Below are 16,764 nucleotides of genomic sequence, written 5' to 3' on the forward strand. Positions count from 1 at the left end.
CATGCCCGACCAATTGCCCGAGATCGAACTCGAAGACCGTGGCTCCAAGGGTCGCTATGTCCTGCGCGGCCCCGGCGGCGCCGAGGCCGAGATGACGTTCACCAAGATCGGCGAACACCAGATCATCATCGACCATACCGAAGTGCCGGACGCGTTTCGCGGCCAGGGTGCCGGGCTTCGCCTCGTCACCCGCGCTGTCGAGGATGCGCGTGCGGCAGGCAAGAAGATCATCCCGCTGTGTCCGTTCGCCAATGCCCAGTTCCGCCGGCATCCGCAATGGGCCGACGTGCTGAAGCATTAGGGGTGCAGGCACTTCATTGAAAGGCAGCAGCGGGGTGATAAGGGGGCCGTCCCCGCTGCCGGTTGGGTTTGTTATTTGCCGCGACCGGATATCTTGCCTAGATATGACATACTGCCGTGCCGACAAACGAACTGAATGATCCCCCGATGACCGAAATAGACCTCGTCCCCGTCTTCGACGGCCACAATGATACGCTGCTCAGGCTGTATCAGTCGAAAGACGCGGACGCCGAAAAGCTCTTCATCGAAGGGAAATCGGGCGGCCATATCGATCTGCCGCGCGCCAAGGCCGGCGGCTTTGCCGGCGGCATGTTCGCCATCTTTCCGCCGCCGGTCGAAAAAGCCAGGCGCAGCGCCGTGCCTTCGGCGCCGAGCGACAGCGAGCCGCTGCCGCCGGAGGTGCCGCGCACCGATGCGCTCAACTCGACGATCGCGATGGCGTCGATCCTGTTCCGGCTGGAACGTGCCGGCGCGCTGGCGGTCTGCCGCACCGCCGCCGACATCCGCAACGCCATGGCCAAAGGCACGATCGCCGCGGTGTTCCACATCGAAGGCGTCGAGGCGATCGATCCCGAACTCACCATGCTCGATGTGCTGCATGCCGCCGGCCTGCGCTCGCTCGGTATCGTCTGGAGCCGGCCGAACGCCTTCGGCCACGGCGTTCCATTCCGCTTTCCCTCCTCGCCCGATACCGGGCCTGGCCTGACCGATGCCGGCAAGGCACTGGTCAAGGCCTGCAACGAACTCAAGATCATGATCGACCTCTCGCATCTCAACGAGAAGGGCTTTCGCGATGTGGTTGGCCTCAGCGATGCGCCACTCGTTGCCACGCATTCCAACGTGCATGCGATCTGCGGCCACTCGCGAAATCTGACCGATTGGCAGCTCGGCGCAATCCGCGAGTCGGGCGGCATGGTCGGGCTGAATTTCGCTACCGGCTTCCTGCGCGAGGACGGCCGCATGAATGCCGACACCAGCCTCGACATCATGGTCCGCCATGTCGATTCCCTGCTGCAGGCGCTGGGCGAGGACGGCGTCGGTCTCGGCTCCGATTTCGACGGCGCCATGATCCCGGCCGTCATCGGCGACGTCGCCGGCCTGCCGAAGCTGATCGATGCGCTGGCTGCGCGTGGCTTCGGCCATGCGCTGATCGAGAAGATCGCCTATCGCAATTGGCTCAACATGCTTGAGCGGACGATCGGCTGAGCCGACGCTACTTGTCGTAACCCATGCGTTTCAGCCAATCCTTGCCGATGCCGCGGTCGCGGATGATCGGCAAGGGGTCTTCCGAATCGAGCCTTGCGCAGATGCGGTAGACCTCGAGCGTCTCGGCGCTCATCTCGTCGCGCTTGTAGAAGAACATGGCGGCGGCATAGCGCGTGCGTCCGGACCATTTCTCGCCGAGCGGGGCGTTGACCAGCTCCCACTGCTCGGCGACCTCCCCGTCTTCCTGCTGCTTGTCCGCTTCGTCCGGCATGGTCAGAAATCCGCCGGCGGATTTGCGGTGCGGCGGTCGAGCTTGATGAAGGGCCGCGCCACCACCTTGGCCCGCTTCATCAGCTTTTGATACTGCAGCTCGCGCATGGCGTAGATCTCGACCCATAGGTCTTCCACAACAGTATCACCATACGGTCGTTCCAGCGAGGCGATGGCGATGTTGCGCTTGGCCATCGGCGACCACATGGCGGCGCTGACCAGGCCGACCTCCTGATGCTTCTTGTGGTAGACGATGGCGTGTTCGGCCGGAATGTTGCCTTCGATCTCCAGCCCGACCAGCACATGGCGCAGCTTGCGTTTGGCACGCGCTTCGAGAATGGCGCGGCGGCCGTTGAAATGGCCTTTTTCGAGGTCGATCATGAAGCCGAGGCCGATCTCGTCGGGCCTGCGCAAGCGGTCGGCGCGGATGGCATGTTCGGCGGTGGTGAAGTCCCCATTGGCGACGATCAGCCCGGCCTCGAGCCGGGCGCGGTTGAGCGCGGTGTAGCCGATGGCGCGGATGCCGCGCAAATCACCCGCCGCCATCAGCCGATCCCACAGGCTCAGCGCCTTGTCGGCCGGCACGAACAGTTCGTAGCCGAGATCGCCGGTGAAGCCGGTGCGCGAGATTGTGACTGTTGCGCCATCGTGCTGGAAATCGGCAAGGTCAAAGACTTTGAGCTTCTCGATGCCCGCGAAGCCGGCATCGCGCAGCACGGCGAAGGCGGTGGGTCCTTGCAGGGCCAGCCCGGCGACGGCCTCGGTTTCTTCCGAGACGGTGACATCGAAGCCAATGGCGCTGTCGAGCAGCCACGGCAGATGCCGCTCCTGCGAACACAGGCGGAACCGTGTCGGCGAGAGCCGGAACAGCGTGCCGTCGTCGAGAACAAACCCCTCATCGTCACACCACGCCGTATAGTGAACGCGGCCGGGTTTGAGTTTCGTCACGTCGCGCAAGGTGACCCGGTCGAGGAAGGCTTCGGCATCCGGCCCCTCGATCCGATACTTGGTCATCGGCGAGATGTCGAACAAAGCCGCCTGGCTGCGGATGGCGAAATATTCCAGCTCCTCGTCCCGCAGCGAATGCGGAGCGCGATAGCCGGACCAATTGTACCAGTCCTGGGTCTTCGCCAGTGCGTCGATGCGCGGCTGGAACGGTGTGCCGAGGCGCAGCGTGCGGAAATGGGATTGCGCGGCGATGCGGGGGGCAACTGCCGAATCGGCTGTCTTTGCAACGGGCTTCTTCCTGGTCGCCTGGGCCATGGCCTATCCCTTCATCGCAATGATGCGTCGTGCGGCGTTGAGGCCGGGAGCGCCGGAGACACCACCGCCTGGATGCGAGCCGGCGCCGGCCAGGAACAGGCCGTCGAGCGGTGTGTCGTAGCCCGACCAGCCCGAGACAGGCCGCGAGATCAGCATCTGGTCGGCCTGCAGTTCGCCGTGGTGCCAGTGGCCGCCCGGCATGCGGTAGCGCGTCTCGATATCGGCCGGAGTCAGCAGCTCGGCATGGACGACGCTCGTGCCGATGCCGGGCGCGTAAGCCTCGAGCTGCGTCATGACCGCCTTGAGGAATTTCGGCTTGCCGGCGGCCCAGCCTTCCTTCAAGGCATAGGGCGCGTACTGCACCACCGCCGACAGCACACAGGCGCCGGAAGGGGCGAGCGACGGATCGGCGAGGCTGGGCAGCGTGATCTCCATCACCGGCTCGGGCGAAAACTCACCATACTTGCTTGGGTTGAAGGCGCGCTCGACATGATCGGGCGAGGGCGCGATGACCAGCCGGCCCCTGTGTCCGGCGGCATCGGCACCGGTGAAGTGCGGCGGCCGGTCGAGCGCCAGATTGAGCTTCGCGGCATCGCCCTTCATGCGGATGTTTTTCACCTTGCGGACAAAACCGGTGTCGATTGCGCGTGGCCCGACAAGGTGGAGGAAGGTTGTTGCCGGGTTGATGGCGGAGACGACAGTCCTGGCGCGCAACTCCTCGCCGGTGTCGAGCGTGACGCCGACGGCGCGGCCTTTCTCGACGAGGATCTTTGCCACGGCGACCGATGTGCGGATGGTGGCACCTGCCTTCTCCGCCGAGGCGCGAATGGCCGCGACGATGGCGCCCATTCCCCCATCTGGCAGAACCTGTGCACCGGCGGCACCGCCGGTTTCGCCGGCCAGACGGTAGTAGAGGCCGAGCAGCGAGGTCGGCGAGCGCGGGCCGAGATGGCTGCCGAGCGTCGCATCGAAAGCGAGCAGGCCTTTCAGCCTGTCATCCCCGAGCTGCTCATCGAGCAGGTCGGTGACATTCATCAGCAGCACGCGCAGGAAATCGCGCATGTCTTCCTTGCCGAATTTTTTCAAGGCCAGCGCGGTCTGGCCGAGGGACGCCGTCTCGAGCAGCGACATGCCGGCGAGATCGGGCGGCCGTCGAGAGAGGAAGGGTTTCAGGATGCCGGCATAGCGCAGCAGCTGGGCGCGCAAGTCCTTCCAGGCGGATTGCTCGGACGCACTGGCGCCGGTCAATACCTGACCATAGGCCCCATGCAGCATAAGCGCTGGGCCGTCCTTGGACAGGGCAACCGACGGCAGGAAGTCCGCGCGGGCAAACTGCAGCCCGTGCTTTTCCAACTCCAGCGTCTTCACCACATCGGGATGCAGGCGGTTCAGCAGATGTGCGACCGAGGAGGCGCGAAAACCCGGTGCGAATTCCTCGGTGCGCCCGGCGCCGCCGACTTCGCTGCCGGCTTCCAGAACCAGCACCTTGCGGCCGGCTTTGGCCAGCGTTGCGGCGGCGACGAGGCCGTTATGGCCACCGCCGATGACGATTACATCAAATGACGTCATGGGCCGGGCTCATATGCGAGGTGGATTTGGCGAGATCACGCAGGATTTCGGCGGCGGCATTGCGGCCGGGCGCGCCCATGACGCCGCCGCCAGGATGGGTCGAGGAGCCGCACATATAGAGGCCGCCTACCGGCGAGCTGTATTGCGCGTAGCCCGGCACCGGGCGGTTGAACAGAAGCTGGTCGAAGGTCAGTTCGCCCTGGAAGATATTGCCTTCGGTGAGGCCGACCTCGGCTTCGATCTCGCGCGGCGTGCGCACCTCCATGTGCACGATGCGGTCGCGGAAGCCTGGCGAGTAGTCTGATATCTGCGCGATCACGCTTTCGGCGAAGCCGTCGCGGTCGGCATCGGTCCAGTCTCGGCCGTTCACCTTGGGCGGTGCGTATTGCACGAAGCAGCTCATGAAGTGCTTGCCCGGCGGCGCCATGGTCGGGTCGAGCGTCGTCGGGATGACCATGTCGAGGAACGGGTCGGCCGACCAGCGCCCGGCCTTCCAGTCGTCATAGGCGCGTTCCATGCGTTCCATCGAATCGGTGAAGTGCATGTCGCCGCGATAGACCGGCGAATCCTTTGGCAGTGCCGGGAATTCCGGCAGCGAATCGAGCGCGATGTTGACCTTGCCGGAGGAACCTCGGATCTTGAAGTTCTTGACCCGGCGCAGAAAAATGTCGGGCAACTCCTTCTCCTCGACCAGCTTCAGGAAGGTGCGCTTCACGTCGGCGTTGGAGACGACGAGCTTGCCGTAAACCTCCTCGCCACCGGCCAGCACCACGCCCTTGGCCTTGCCTCGGTTCACCAGCACGTGGTCGACCTCGGCGCCGGTGCGGATGGTACCGCCAGAGGACTTGAACGACGCGGCCAGCGCCTTGGTGACGGCGCCCATGCCGCCGCGGGCATAGCCCCAGGCGCCGACCGAACCGTCGACCTCGCCCATGTAATGGTGCAAGAGCACGTAGGCCGTGCCAGGCGACATCGGCCCGAGCGCGGTGCCGATTATACCGGACAGAGCGAAGTTCGCCTTGATGACATCGGTCTCGAAATACTCGTCGAGGAACTCCGAGATCGACATCGTCCAGAAGCGCAGCGTCAGCGCCATCTCTTCCGCCGACAGGCCGGCGAACTTCTTGCCGAGGTAAAGAAGCTCGCCGAGGTCGCGCGGCTTGAGGCTGGTCGGGTCGGGGGCGGTGCGCATCAGCAGCGGCTGGATGAAGCGGCACTGCCGCGTCACGTCGCGGGCGTAGCGGTCATAGGCCTCGGCATCGCGTTTGGAGAAGCGCGCGAATTCGCGCCGGTGCGCATCGTGGTCGCGGTAGTTGGCAAGGTAATCGCCGTCGCGGGTGAACACCGCGCCGCCTTCGTAGGAAATGACCTGCAGGCCGAAGCGGGGCAGTTCGAGGTCGCGCATGATTTCCGGGCGGAACAGCGAGCAGACATAGGAGCAGTTGGAATAGAGGAAGCCAGGCGTCAGCTCGCGGCTGGTGGCAGCACCCCCCACCCAGTCGTTCTTCTCCACCACCAGCACGTCGAGGCCCGCGCGCTGGAGATAGCAGGCGTTGACCAGGCCATTATGGCCGCCGCCGATGACGATCGCGTCCCAAGCTTTCATTGTGGCCAAGTCTTCCCTCTCTTGCTCGATTCCAAGGGAAGGCACTGCGCGGTTTTCCCAAGGGGAAACCGCCCGGACTTTCCCGGGAATTGCTTAGGCGACCCGCTGTTCATTTTTGCGTGATCTGTTCCCGAATGAGCTGAATTTGGCACGGCATCGGCCATTCTGTCCAGTCATACTGAATGAATGTTCAACAAATGATGTTGCGTTTTCCCTCACATGCGCTAGGCTTTGCCGGCGTTCGAAACGGGCATTCATCGATTGGGGATCGAGGGCTGATGATCGAGACGGCAGATGCCGAGCCGGAGTATGACGACACCGCCATCCGCTTTCTCGAGGCGCTGTGGGGCGATGGCTACCTGTCGCCGGGCGGGCCTGAGGAGGTCGACCGGGTGATCGAAGGGCTCTCGCTCGGGGGCAAGACGGTACTCGACATCGGCTGTGGCTCCGGCGGCGTCACCTTGCATCTGGTCGAACGCCATGGCGCCGCCCACGCCACGGGCTTCGACGTCGAGCAGCCGGTGATCGAGGCGGCCAGGCGGCGGGCCACCGGGCTCGGGCTCTCGGATCGGGCGGACTTCGTCCAGGCGCCACCCGGACCGCTGCCTTTCGCCGATCGCTCCTTCGACGTCGTCTTTTCCAAGGACGCGCTGCTGCATGTGCCCGACAAGGACGGCCTGTTCGCCGAGATCTTCCGCGTGCTGAAGCCGGGCGGTGTCTTTGCCGCCTCCAACTGGATGATTGGGCATGACGGCGAACCCTCGGCGGCGATGAAGACCTATGTCGCGGCGGAGGGACTGTCCTTCACCATGGCGTCGCCGGCGCGCTATGCAGAGGCTATGCGCCGGGCCGGCTTTGCCGACATCACCGTGCGCGACCGCAATCCCTGGTACCGTGGAGTGGCGCGCGGGGAGCTGGCGGGGCTCAAGGGACCGCTCTACGCCCGAGCCGCGGCAGCGGTCGGCGCGGCCTATGTCGACAAGAACATCAAGACCTGGGAGGCAATGCAGAAGGTGCTTGACAGTGGCGAGCACCGTCCCACTCATCTGCGCGGTTGGAGGCCGGTTGGATAGCCGGCAATGCTGGAGACCGTCACACCCATGAAGACTTCCGAGGCCAGGGACATTCTCACCGAGACGGTGCGAAAGGGCGATGCGGAAAAGCGCGGCCGCAAGGCTTCGAAGGAGGTCCGTCAGCTGCAGCTGATCGAGGCGACGATCGATTCCCTGGCCAAGCGCGGCTACGCCGAGACGACGATGGCCGATGTCGCTGATGGCGCGGGCCTCTCGCGTGGCATCGTCAACTTCCATTTCGAGAGCAAGGAAAAGCTGCTGATCGCGACGCTGCAGCACATGTATGACGAGTATTCGGCGCATTGGCGCGCCTCGTTGCAAAAGGCAGGCGACGATCCGGCGCGGCAGCTGCAGCAACTGGTTTGGGCCGACTTCGACCGCTCGATCTGCAACAAGCGCAAGCTCGCCGCCTGGCTGGCCTTCTGGGGCGAGGCCAAATCGCGGCCCACCTATCAGGCGCTGAGCAGTTCGCGCGATGCCTATTACCAGCAGGTCTTCATCGATCTCTGCACGACCCTCAAGGAGAGCGGCTCGTATACCTATGACCCGCCGGTGATGGCGCTGTCGCTGTCGGCCATGCTGGAGGGGCTGTGGCTGCGGCTGATGATGGGCACCGAGGATACGACGCGCGAAACAGCCTTGCAGGCGGCAAACGCCTTTTTGGCCGCCGCCTTCCCGAAGCACTACGGTTAGCAACAGCCGGCCGCCAAGACCGGCAAGACCAAAAGAGGATGGAACAGCATGAAGAGATTTAGCCGATGCCTGACATTGACATTGGCGCTGGGCGGCGCGCTTGCGGCTTCGGCGGCAGCGTTCGCCGTCGCCGCCGACAAGGACCTGATCGTGTTCGACTGGTCTGGTTACGAAGATCCGAGCTTCCACCCGAAATATGTCGAGAAGAATGGCGACTCACCAACCTTCGCCTTCTTCGGCGACGAGGATGAGGCGTTCGAGAAGGTGCGCTCCGGCTTCAAGGCCGATCTTGGCCATCCCTGCTCGCAGAGCGTGGTGAAATGGCGCGAGGCAGGGCTGTTGCAGCCGCTCGACACCTCGAAGATATCAGGCTGGAAGGATCTCAATCCCGGCATCATGGCGATGAAAAACCTCGCCACGACCGATGACGGCAAGGCGTGGTTCATGCCTTGGGACTGGGGCAACACCCAGCTCACCTACAACTCCTCCAAGATCGACGCCAAGGACGTTCAGTCGCTGAAGGCGTTCGCCGATCCGAAATTCAAGGGTCGCGTTTCGATCGGCGACAATGTCGACGACGCCTATGCGCTGGCGAGCCTTGCCATCGGCCTGAAGGACTGGACCAAGATGACGGACGACCAGTTCAAGCAGGCCTCCGACTTCCTGCGCCAGGTGCACAAGAACGTCCGCTCTTATTGGACCGACACTACCGACATCGTCCAACTGTTGAGCGGCGGCGAGGTCGATCTCGCCTGGGCCTGGAACGATGCGACTGTGCAGTCCGTCAAGGCAGGCGTGCCGATCAAGTCCGTGAAGGATACCAATGAAGGCATCTCGACCTGGGTCTGCGGCTATGTGCTGTTCAAGGACGCGCCCGGCAACATCGACAAGGCCTATGATTATCTGAACGCCGTCAACGATCCGGAGACCGCCAAGGTGCTGGTCAAGGACTGGGGCTACGGTCAGGCCAACGCCAAGGGCATGGCCGGCGTCGACCAGGCGATCCTGAAGGAAAAAGGCTATGACGACGTGCAGAAATTCGTCGACAAGACGCTGTTCCAGTCGCCGCTGCCGTCGGACCTCAAATTGAAGATGATCGCTGAATTCGAGAAGATCAAAGCCGGGTACTGAGCCCAAAAAGTTGAAGCCGGTCTTTTGTGACAAACGGGAGTCCGTTTTGTTCAGGGATCATGCTCAAACAAGGACTGTAACTCGCGTCTCGACCGCCCGTCCGCCGCTGTCATGGTGGGCGGGCGGGCCTCGCCAAAGCGGATGATTTCTCCTAACCTCACAGCGGCTTTTTTCGCGATGGGGGAGTCTTGCCATGACGCCGATGCTACGCCGCCTGGCCGTTGCCGCCGCATGCGTGATCGGCGCCGGCGCGGTCTATGCCTTTGCGGAAGGTGGCGGCGATCTCGTGGTGTTCGACTGGTCCGGTTACGAGGATCCGCTGCTGCATCCCGCCTACACCGCCAAACATGGTGCCGAGCCGACCTTCGCCTTCTTCGGCGACGAGGACGAAGCCTTCGAGAAGATGCGGGCGGGCTTCAAGACCGATATCGCGCATCCCTGTTCGCAAAGCGTGGCGAAATGGCGCGACGCGGGCCTGCTGCAGCCGCTCGACACTTCCCGGATCGCCGGCTGGAAGGATCTCAATCCCGGCATCATGGCGATGAAGAACCTCGCCACCACCGCTGACGGAAAGGCCTGGTTCATGCCGTTCGACTGGGGCAACACGGCATTGCTCTACCGCACCGACAATGTGACAGCCGTCGAGGCGAAGTCACTGCGGATCCTGGCCGACCCGAAATTCAAGGGGCGCATCACCATCGGCGACAATGTCGACGATGCCTATGCGCTGGCGAGCCTGGTCATCGGCCTCAAGGACTGGACCAAGATGACCGACGCGCAGTTCAAGGAGGCGTCCGATTTCCTGCGCCAGGTGCATAAGAACGTGCGTCTCTACTGGACCGACTCGAGCGACATCGACCAGGCTTTCTCCGGCAATGAGGTCGACCTTGCCTGGGGCTGGGGCCAGACACTGATCGCGATGAACGGGCAAGGCGTTCCCGTCGCCATGAACCGTGATACCAAGGAAGGCATGTCGACCTGGGTGTGCGGCTACGTGCTGATGAAGGACGCGCCGGGCAAGCTCGACCAGGCCTATGATTTCCTGAGCGCGGTCAACGCGCCCGATATTTCGAAATACATGGTCACGACGTTCGGCTACGGCCACGGCAACAGTGCCGGCATGGCTGCGATCGACCACAAGGCACTGGCCGAGCGCGGCTTCGACGACATCGACAAGTTCCTCGACAAGACGCTGTTCCAGCAGCCGGTCGCGCCGGAATTGAAGAAGCGCATGGTCGACGAATTCGAGAAGATCAAGGCAGGCTATTGACGAGCGAACTGGAAAGAACAGGCGTCGTCATCGTCGGTGCCGGCTTCACCGGCCTGTCGGCGGCGCTCGAGCTGAAGCGGGCCGGGATGGATTTCCTTATTCTGGAGGCGCGCGACCGCGTCGGCGGCCGTGTGGAAGCCGTGCGGAACGGGCTGGGCGAGCGCATCGACAGCGGCGGCCAGTTCCTGTGCGAAGATATGCCGGAAGTGATGGCACTTGCCAGGACACGCGGCAAGACATTGGTCGAAACCTATGTCGACGGCGATTTCATCGCCCATCCGTCGATGTCGGCTATACAGGCCGAACGAACCTATCACGGTGCGATGGCGATCCGTGAACGCATGAACGGGATCGAGCCGGACGACCCCTCGATAGAAGGCATGAGCGTCGCCACCTGGCTCGAACGCCAGCATGATGCCGCCGATGCCAAGACGGCTTTCCGGTCGATGATCGAAGGTCTGTGGTGCCTGCCGATGGACAGGGTGCCGCTCTGGTACCTGATCGACAATGACCGCCGCATCACCAACGAGGTGCCGGAGCTGCAGTATTTTCTGCATAAGACCATGCAGTCGCTGGCCGAGGATCTTTCTGGTGATCTCGGTGGCCGGGTGCGCCTGAATGAGCCGGTCACGCGCATCGAGCATGGTCGGCAAGGTGTCCTCGTCGTCTCGGCCAAGGGTGCAATCGAAGCGCGCCAAGTACTGGTCGCGCTGCCCCCGGCGACGGCCGCAAAGCTCGATTTCGCGCCCGCTTTGCCGTCAGCGCTGCGCGAGGCTCTTGGCGTCTGGGAAAGCGGCGCGGTGATCAAGATCCTGGTGCGCTATGCCAAGCCGTTCTGGCGCGAACGGGGCCTGTGCGGCATGGTGATGTGGCGCGACCTGCCGGGCCTGTTTGCCTGCGACGCCAGCAAGGATGCGGAACATGCCGCGCTCGTCGTCTTCATCGGGGGCCCGCTGGCGCTGCGCTGGCAGGGGCTGAGCGCGGCGGCTCTTCGCGCGGAAGTTACGGCCCGCTTGCAGGACTCCCTCGGGCCGGATGCCGGTGATATCATCGACTTCAGTTCGCGCGACTGGATACAGGACCGCTGGAGCGGTGGCGCCTACAGCGACCTCGTCGTCAACATGAAGGCAAGGAAGGCCGAGCGGACGATTGTTGCAGGTGCGCCGCCGGTGCATTTCGCCGCTTCGGAACTGTCGCCGTCATTCCCCGGCTATGTCGAAGGCGCGATCGTTGCGGGCCGCCTCGCGGCGCGCAAGGTTCTTGCCGATCTTCAGTCTCCCATCGCCACCAGCGCCTCCGGATCGTAGGCGAGGCGGATCGGGGTGCCGACGGGGATGTCGTCGGCGCCGAAATCGTTGGTCTCGGTCACCGACAGCGGTTTTTCCAGCCCCGGTATCTCGACGATCAGGTGGGTGATCTCGCCGAAATAATGGCGCTCGACCACCGTGCCGGCGACCTCGAATTTTGCCGTCGCGTTGTCCCACAGCACGCGCAGGCGCTCCGGCCGGATGCCCAGCGTGGCGGCGCCGCCATTGCGCACGAACGCCTTCGGCTTGTCGGTCTTGACGCGGCCGAAGCCGAGCGTGTCGACGGTCAGCGAGGCGCCGTTCTCCTCGACGATCTCGGCCTTGATGAAGTTCATGCCGCCGAGGAAGTCGGCGACCTGGCGGTTGACCGGGCGCTGGTAGATTTCCTTCGGCGAAGCGACCTGCGCGATCTTGCCGCCGAACATCACGGCTATGCGGTCGGACATGGCGAGCGCCTCGTATTGGTCGTGGGTGACCAGCACGAAAGTGATGCCGACGGCCTGCTGCAGGCGGCGCAGCTCAACCTGCATCTGCTCGCGCAATTTCTTGTCCAGTGCCGACAGAGGTTCGTCGAGCAAGAGCACCTTGGGCCGCATCACCAGCGCACGGGCGAGCGCCACGCGCTGGCGTTGGCCGCCGGACAACTCCGTGGCCAGCCGCTTGCCAAGCCCGGTCAGCGAAACCTGCGCCAGCGCCTCCTCGACGCGACGCTTCTCCTCGCCGCCCTGCAGTTTCAGGCGCTTCAGCCCATAGGCGACGTTCTGCTCGACATTGAGATGCGGGAAGATCGCATAGCTCTGGAACACCATGTTGGTCGGCCTGCGGTTGGCCGGAATGCCTTCCATCGGCTGGCCGCCGACCGCGATCGAACCGCTGGTCGGGTTGTCGAAGCCGGCGATCATCCGCAGCAAGGTGGTCTTGCCGCAGCCGGATGGCCCGAGCAGCGAGAAGAACTCGCCTTCCCTGATGGTCAGGGAGGCATCGTCCAGCGCCTTGAACGCTCCATAGCTGCGGGTGACGTCGCGGATCTCGATCATGGCTCGATCCGATTGGGCTCGGTCCGATTGCTGCCGGTCCGCTTGGGGGCGCTCGATCTGCAGCTGTTCAGGCATAGAGGCCTCCCTCGTTCTGGGTCCGTCTGGCCGCGCGGCGACGCAGGATTTCGGCGATTGTCATCAACAGGAAAGAGGCAACGAGAAGCAGTGTGCCCAACGCCAGCACGCCCGGCAGTTTCGAGGCGAAGCGCAACTGGCCCCAGATGTAGATCGGCAGCGTCGCTTCGGTGCCAGTCAGGAAGAAGGCGATGATGAACTCGTCCAGCGAGATGGTGAAGCAGACGAGCAGGCTGGAGATGATCGCCGGCGCCACCATCGGCAGCGTCACCCGGCGGAAGGTGCCGAAGGCGCTTTCGCCGAGATCGGCGGAGGCCTCCTCCAGGCTGCGATCGAAGCCCTCGAAGCCGGAGGTCAGCACGGTCATCGAATAGGGAATGCAGACCAGCACGTGGCCGAGCACGACGGTGAACAGCGAGAGGCTCAAGCCCAGCTGCAACATCACCAGAAGCATCGAGATGGCGACGATCACCTCGGGCAGCACCAGCGGCGCCATGATCAGGCCATGTATGGTGCGGCGGCCGGGATAGCGATAGCGGGTGATCGAACGGGCGGCGAGGATGCCGAGCACGGTGGCGAGAACCGACGCGCTGACGCCGACTTTCAGGCTGTTCCAGGCGGCGTCGAGCAAAGCCGGCGTGTGCGGCAGGTCCGCATACCATTGCAGGGTAAAGCCGGTGAGCGGGAATTTCGGCGTCGGGGCCGTGTTGATCGAGAAGATCGGCAGGAAGATGACCGGCAGGTAGAGGAAAACGATGTAGAGGAACGCATAGACGGATAGCCAGCCGCCCGACAGGAAACGCCGCGCCCTCATCGTGCCAGCCTCTGCAGTGCGCGGATGATCAGCACGGTGGCGCCGGCCATCAGGGTGACGATCAGCATGGTGGTGACGGAAAGGGCGGCACCCAGTGGCCAGTTGGCCGCCTTGCCGAACTGCGCCTGGATGGCGTTGGCGATCATGACACCGTCCTTGCCGCCGACGAGCTTCGGCGTGACATAATCGCCCACAGTCGGGATCATGACGATCAGCGCCGCCGAGATGACGCCCGGCGCCGACAACGGCAAGGTCACGCGCAGGAATGAGCGCAAGGGGCCATCGCCGAGATCCGTGGCTGCCTCGACCAGCGTGCGGTCGACCTTTTCCAGCGAGACGAAGATCGGCAGGATGGCGAAGGCCGCCCAGGCATGGGTGAGAGTGATGATGACGGCGCTCGAATTGTAGAGCAGGGCGGTCGATGGCTCGTCGATGATGCCGAGGCCCATCAGGCCGGAATTCAAGACGCCATTGTAGCCGAGGATAACCTTCCACGACATGACGCGCAGGAGGTAGCTGGTCCAGAACGGGATGGTAATGAGAAACAGCCACAGGCTCTTGTGACGGCCGCCATGGAAGGAAATGAAGTAGGCGATCGGGTAGGCCAGGATGACGGTGAACAGGCTGACCGTCAGCGAGATGTAGAGCGAGCGCCACAACAAATCGCGGTAGATCGGCTCGGTGAGCGCGACGCGGTAATTTTCCAGCGTGAAGGTGCGGTCGATGGTCAGGTAATGCTGCGTCCAGAAGGAGTGGGCGATGACCACCAGGATTGGCAGGACCAGAAGGATGAGCGCATAGAGAAAGGTCGGGCTGATCAGAGCGAAGCCCTGTACGGGCTCCGATTGCAGAAGGGCATTTCGTCTTGCCCGCGTCATGCGCAGCGGGGGCGACCCCTCCGCGGCCGCCGTCATGGCCAGACTCCGGGGGGCCAGACTCCGAGGAGCCGGACTCCGGGACGCCAGACTCCGCGAGGCAGGGCTGCGGGCGTGATTTCGATTGCTGGCCTGGACTGTTCCGCCATGCGCATCCCATTGTGCTGACGCCGGCTGTTTGTTCCCAATTATCCTTGGAACGCGATCGGCCGCAAAACCGGTGACCACTTTTGCTGGTCGCGTTCCTAGCTTGCCGGCCTTCTTTCATCTTGCGCGCATCCGTGGATTGAAATCAAGCGTTAATTCTGAGATATTGATTGAACGGACATTCAAAATTAGGTGAGGAAAGCCTCCGTTTCCGGGGTTTTCTCCGAATTTGAAGTTCAGGGAAAAATCGACAGAGATGTGGAGACGACAATGGCTGCGGTGAGGGACCTGAAGGTGACCGAGATGGCGGCGCCCGGCGGCGGCGATGCCATCGAACTGGGCAAGCGCCATCTCATCCAGCCCTGGCCCTATGCCGGATCCGTCGGTGCCGAGGCACGCGCGCTGATCGGCGAAGGCGACGGCATCTACATCACCGACAACACCGGCAAGCGGCTGATCGATGGGCCTGCCGGCATGTGGTGCGTCAATGTCGGCCACCGCCGCGAGGAACTGGCCAAGGTCATGTACGACCAGGCGATGGCGCTGTCCTACAACACGCCCTGGTACACGATGAACGCGCCGTCGGCGGAACTTGCCATGCGCATCGCCGGCCATGCGCCGGGCGATCTCAGCCATGTCTTCTACACCACCGGCGGCTCTTCGGCGGTGGAGACAGCGCTGCGCTTCATGCAGTTCTACAACAATGTACGCGGCCGGCCCGAAAAGAAGCTGATCCTGAGCCGAGGCGGCGCCTATCACGGCTCGACCTATCTGTCGGCCTCGCTCAATGGCCGCCCGCGCGACCGCGACTGGATGGACGGCGCCGACGAACTGGTGATCAAACTGTCCTCGCCAGATCCGTTCCGTCGTCCGCACGGCACGAGCCTTGCTGCCTTCACTGATTTCCTCGTCGACCAGTTCCGCGACACGGTTGCCCGTGTCGGCGCCGACAAGATTGGGGCTTTTGTCGGCGAGCCGGTGCAGGCATCGGGAGGCGTAGTGATCCCGCCCGACGGCTATCTCAAGCGCATCCGCGAGATCTGCCGCGACAACGACATCCTCTATGTCTCCGACGAGGTCGTGACGGGCTTCGGCCGGCTTGGCCATGTCTTCGCCTCGGGCGACGTGTTCGGCATCGATCCCGACATGATCACCTTCGCCAAGGGCGTCACCTCGGGCTATTTCCCGCTCGGCGGCGTCATCATCTCGGAACGGCTGCTGGAAGAGTTGCGCCGCTCGAACCATCCCGATGCAATGTTCGGCCATGGCCTGACCTACACCAGCCACCCCGTCGGCTGCGCCGTGGCGCTGAAAAATCTCGATCTGCTGGAAGAAGAGGTGCTTGCCCACACCCAGGCCGTCGCGCCCTATTTCCAGGCGCGACTGAAGACCTTGGAAGACCTGCCGCTGGTCGGCGAGGTGCGCGGCGCGGGGCTGATGGCCTGCGTCGAATGCGTCGCCGACCGCGAAAGCAAGGACCCGCTGCAGCTCGACAAGGATGTCGGCAAACGCATCGACGCCCATTGCCACCAACTCGGCCTGCTGGTGCGTCCCCTGATCAACATGTGCGTGATGTCGCCGCCGCTGATCATCACGCGCGAGCAGATCGACGACATGGTCGGCATCCTGCGCGAGGGCATTTCACGCACGATGGATGATCTGCGGAAGGAAGGCGTCTGGCGGGGGTGACTAGCTAATCTCCCCCCTTGTGGGGGAAATGCCCGGCAGGGCAGAGGGGGGCGCTGTCTCGCCGGCCTCTTAGATTTATCGCAGCAATGCATTTTCGTCAGTTGTGGATGATCGTAGGGGACGAAGGTCGCGTTCCTTCACGCCCCCCTCTTTCCTGCCGGACATCTCCCCCTCGAGGGCAGGGCTATCGCATATGAACGATGGCCTGGATGAGATAGTCATCATTCCAGGCGCATTTTTTGATGCGGTGGCTGATGGGGACTTTGTCGATGTCGGCGGCCTGAAGGATATTTCTGGCGATGCGGTTTAGGAGCGCGATGTTGGCAGGGGCGTTGTCCTTGCGGGCACGGCTGAGGTCCTCGCGCAGGTGAACGTCAAGCATCCAGTGCAGTGCGTTTTCGATCTGCCAATGCGCTCTGGTGAGGTCGATCGCCTGCTG

16 protein-coding genes are annotated in these 16,764 nt (G+C 63.6%); 8 read left to right on the plus strand and 8 right to left on the minus strand.

Features of this window, described 5'->3' with window-relative positions:
- The first annotated feature begins 1 nt into the window (after position 1).
- Both A3AU_RS0117420 and A3AU_RS0117425 read left to right on the plus strand, forming a co-directional pair.
- The gene (locus A3AU_RS0117420) at positions 2-301 is read left to right on the plus strand and encodes a GNAT family N-acetyltransferase (RefSeq protein ID WP_027053994.1); all 300 of its coding nucleotides are present in this window, start codon (positions 2-4) and stop codon (positions 299-301) included.
- A gap of 146 nt (positions 302-447) precedes the next feature.
- Positions 448-1,506 carry a dipeptidase gene (locus A3AU_RS0117425; protein ID WP_027053995.1) on the plus strand — a complete coding sequence of 353 codons (1,059 nt, stop codon included), beginning with the start codon at positions 448-450 and terminating at the stop codon, positions 1,504-1,506.
- 7 nt (positions 1,507-1,513) lie between these two features.
- Here the strand turns inward: A3AU_RS0117425 and A3AU_RS0117430 are convergent, their stop codons facing one another.
- Genes A3AU_RS0117430 through A3AU_RS0117445 form a run of 4 tightly spaced genes read right to left on the minus strand, consistent with a single transcriptional unit; the run spans position 1,514 to position 6,214 of the window.
- The gene (locus tag A3AU_RS0117430) at positions 1,514-1,777 is read right to left on the minus strand and encodes a hypothetical protein (protein ID WP_027053996.1); all 264 of its coding nucleotides are present in this window, start codon (positions 1,775-1,777) and stop codon (positions 1,514-1,516) included.
- Between the two features lie 2 nt (positions 1,778-1,779).
- Positions 1,780-3,039 (minus strand): aminomethyl transferase family protein, encoded by a 1,260-nt coding sequence (locus tag A3AU_RS0117435; RefSeq protein WP_027053997.1) that lies wholly within the window; start codon positions 3,037-3,039, stop codon positions 1,780-1,782.
- Positions 3,040-3,042: 3 nt separating this feature from the next.
- Complete coding sequence (locus A3AU_RS0117440) at positions 3,043-4,608, minus strand: phytoene desaturase family protein (RefSeq protein ID WP_027053998.1); 1,566 nt, start codon at positions 4,606-4,608, stop codon at positions 3,043-3,045.
- Positions 4,595-6,214, minus strand: a complete 1,620-nt coding sequence (locus A3AU_RS0117445) for a phytoene desaturase family protein (protein ID WP_027053999.1) — start codon at positions 6,212-6,214, stop codon at positions 4,595-4,597. Before A3AU_RS0117445 ends, A3AU_RS0117440 begins: the two co-directional genes overlap by 14 nt.
- Before the next feature lie 278 nt (positions 6,215-6,492).
- Here A3AU_RS0117445 and A3AU_RS0117450 point away from each other — a divergent pair, with 278 nt between their 5' ends.
- From A3AU_RS0117450 to A3AU_RS0117470, 5 genes are all read left to right on the plus strand, one after another.
- A complete protein-coding gene (locus tag A3AU_RS0117450; protein WP_027054000.1) occupies positions 6,493-7,287 on the plus strand; it encodes a class I SAM-dependent methyltransferase in 795 nt (264 codons plus the stop codon).
- A 6-nt stretch (positions 7,288-7,293) separates the two neighbouring features.
- On the plus strand, positions 7,294-7,980 hold the full coding sequence (betI, locus tag A3AU_RS0117455; RefSeq protein ID WP_027054001.1) for a transcriptional regulator BetI: 687 nt from the start codon (positions 7,294-7,296) through the stop codon (positions 7,978-7,980).
- Between the two features lie 48 nt (positions 7,981-8,028).
- Positions 8,029-9,111, plus strand: coding sequence for an ABC transporter substrate-binding protein (locus A3AU_RS0117460; protein WP_027054002.1), 1,083 nt, complete (start codon positions 8,029-8,031; stop codon positions 9,109-9,111).
- Between the two features lie 193 nt (positions 9,112-9,304).
- Positions 9,305-10,381, plus strand: coding sequence for an extracellular solute-binding protein (locus A3AU_RS0117465; RefSeq protein WP_027054003.1), 1,077 nt, complete (start codon positions 9,305-9,307; stop codon positions 10,379-10,381).
- Positions 10,378-11,688: a flavin monoamine oxidase family protein gene (locus tag A3AU_RS0117470; protein ID WP_027054004.1), complete on the plus strand. Its 1,311-nt coding sequence runs from the start codon at positions 10,378-10,380 to the stop codon at positions 11,686-11,688. The genes A3AU_RS0117465 and A3AU_RS0117470 overlap by 4 nt, the downstream gene beginning before the upstream one ends.
- On the opposite strand, the gene A3AU_RS0117475 is transcribed toward A3AU_RS0117470, so the two are convergent.
- The 3 genes from A3AU_RS0117475 to A3AU_RS0117485 form a co-directional block, all read right to left on the minus strand.
- On the minus strand, positions 11,652-12,725 hold the full coding sequence (locus A3AU_RS0117475; protein WP_027054005.1) for an ABC transporter ATP-binding protein: 1,074 nt from the start codon (positions 12,723-12,725) through the stop codon (positions 11,652-11,654). The two genes, A3AU_RS0117470 and A3AU_RS0117475, sit on opposite strands and share 37 nt — an antisense overlap.
- 67 nt (positions 12,726-12,792) lie before the next feature.
- Positions 12,793-13,614 (minus strand): ABC transporter permease, encoded by an 822-nt coding sequence (locus tag A3AU_RS0117480; protein WP_027054006.1) that lies wholly within the window; start codon positions 13,612-13,614, stop codon positions 12,793-12,795.
- Complete coding sequence (locus A3AU_RS0117485) at positions 13,611-14,528, minus strand: ABC transporter permease (protein WP_027054007.1); 918 nt, start codon at positions 14,526-14,528, stop codon at positions 13,611-13,613. The genes A3AU_RS0117480 and A3AU_RS0117485 overlap by 4 nt, the downstream gene beginning before the upstream one ends.
- 378 nt (positions 14,529-14,906) lie before the next feature.
- Here A3AU_RS0117485 and A3AU_RS0117490 point away from each other — a divergent pair, with 378 nt between their 5' ends.
- On the plus strand, positions 14,907-16,325 hold the full coding sequence (locus tag A3AU_RS0117490; RefSeq protein ID WP_027054008.1) for an aminotransferase: 1,419 nt from the start codon (positions 14,907-14,909) through the stop codon (positions 16,323-16,325).
- 184 nt (positions 16,326-16,509) lie between these two features.
- On the opposite strand, the gene A3AU_RS1000000139520 is transcribed toward A3AU_RS0117490, so the two are convergent.
- Positions 16,510-16,764, minus strand: a 255-nt coding sequence (locus A3AU_RS1000000139520) for an ISAs1 family transposase (protein WP_027054009.1), incomplete at its 5' end; no start/stop codon positions are given.

Source organism: Mesorhizobium erdmanii USDA 3471, assembly GCF_000472705.1.
In the GTDB taxonomy this organism is placed as follows: Bacteria; Pseudomonadota; Alphaproteobacteria; order Rhizobiales; family Rhizobiaceae; genus Mesorhizobium; species Mesorhizobium erdmanii.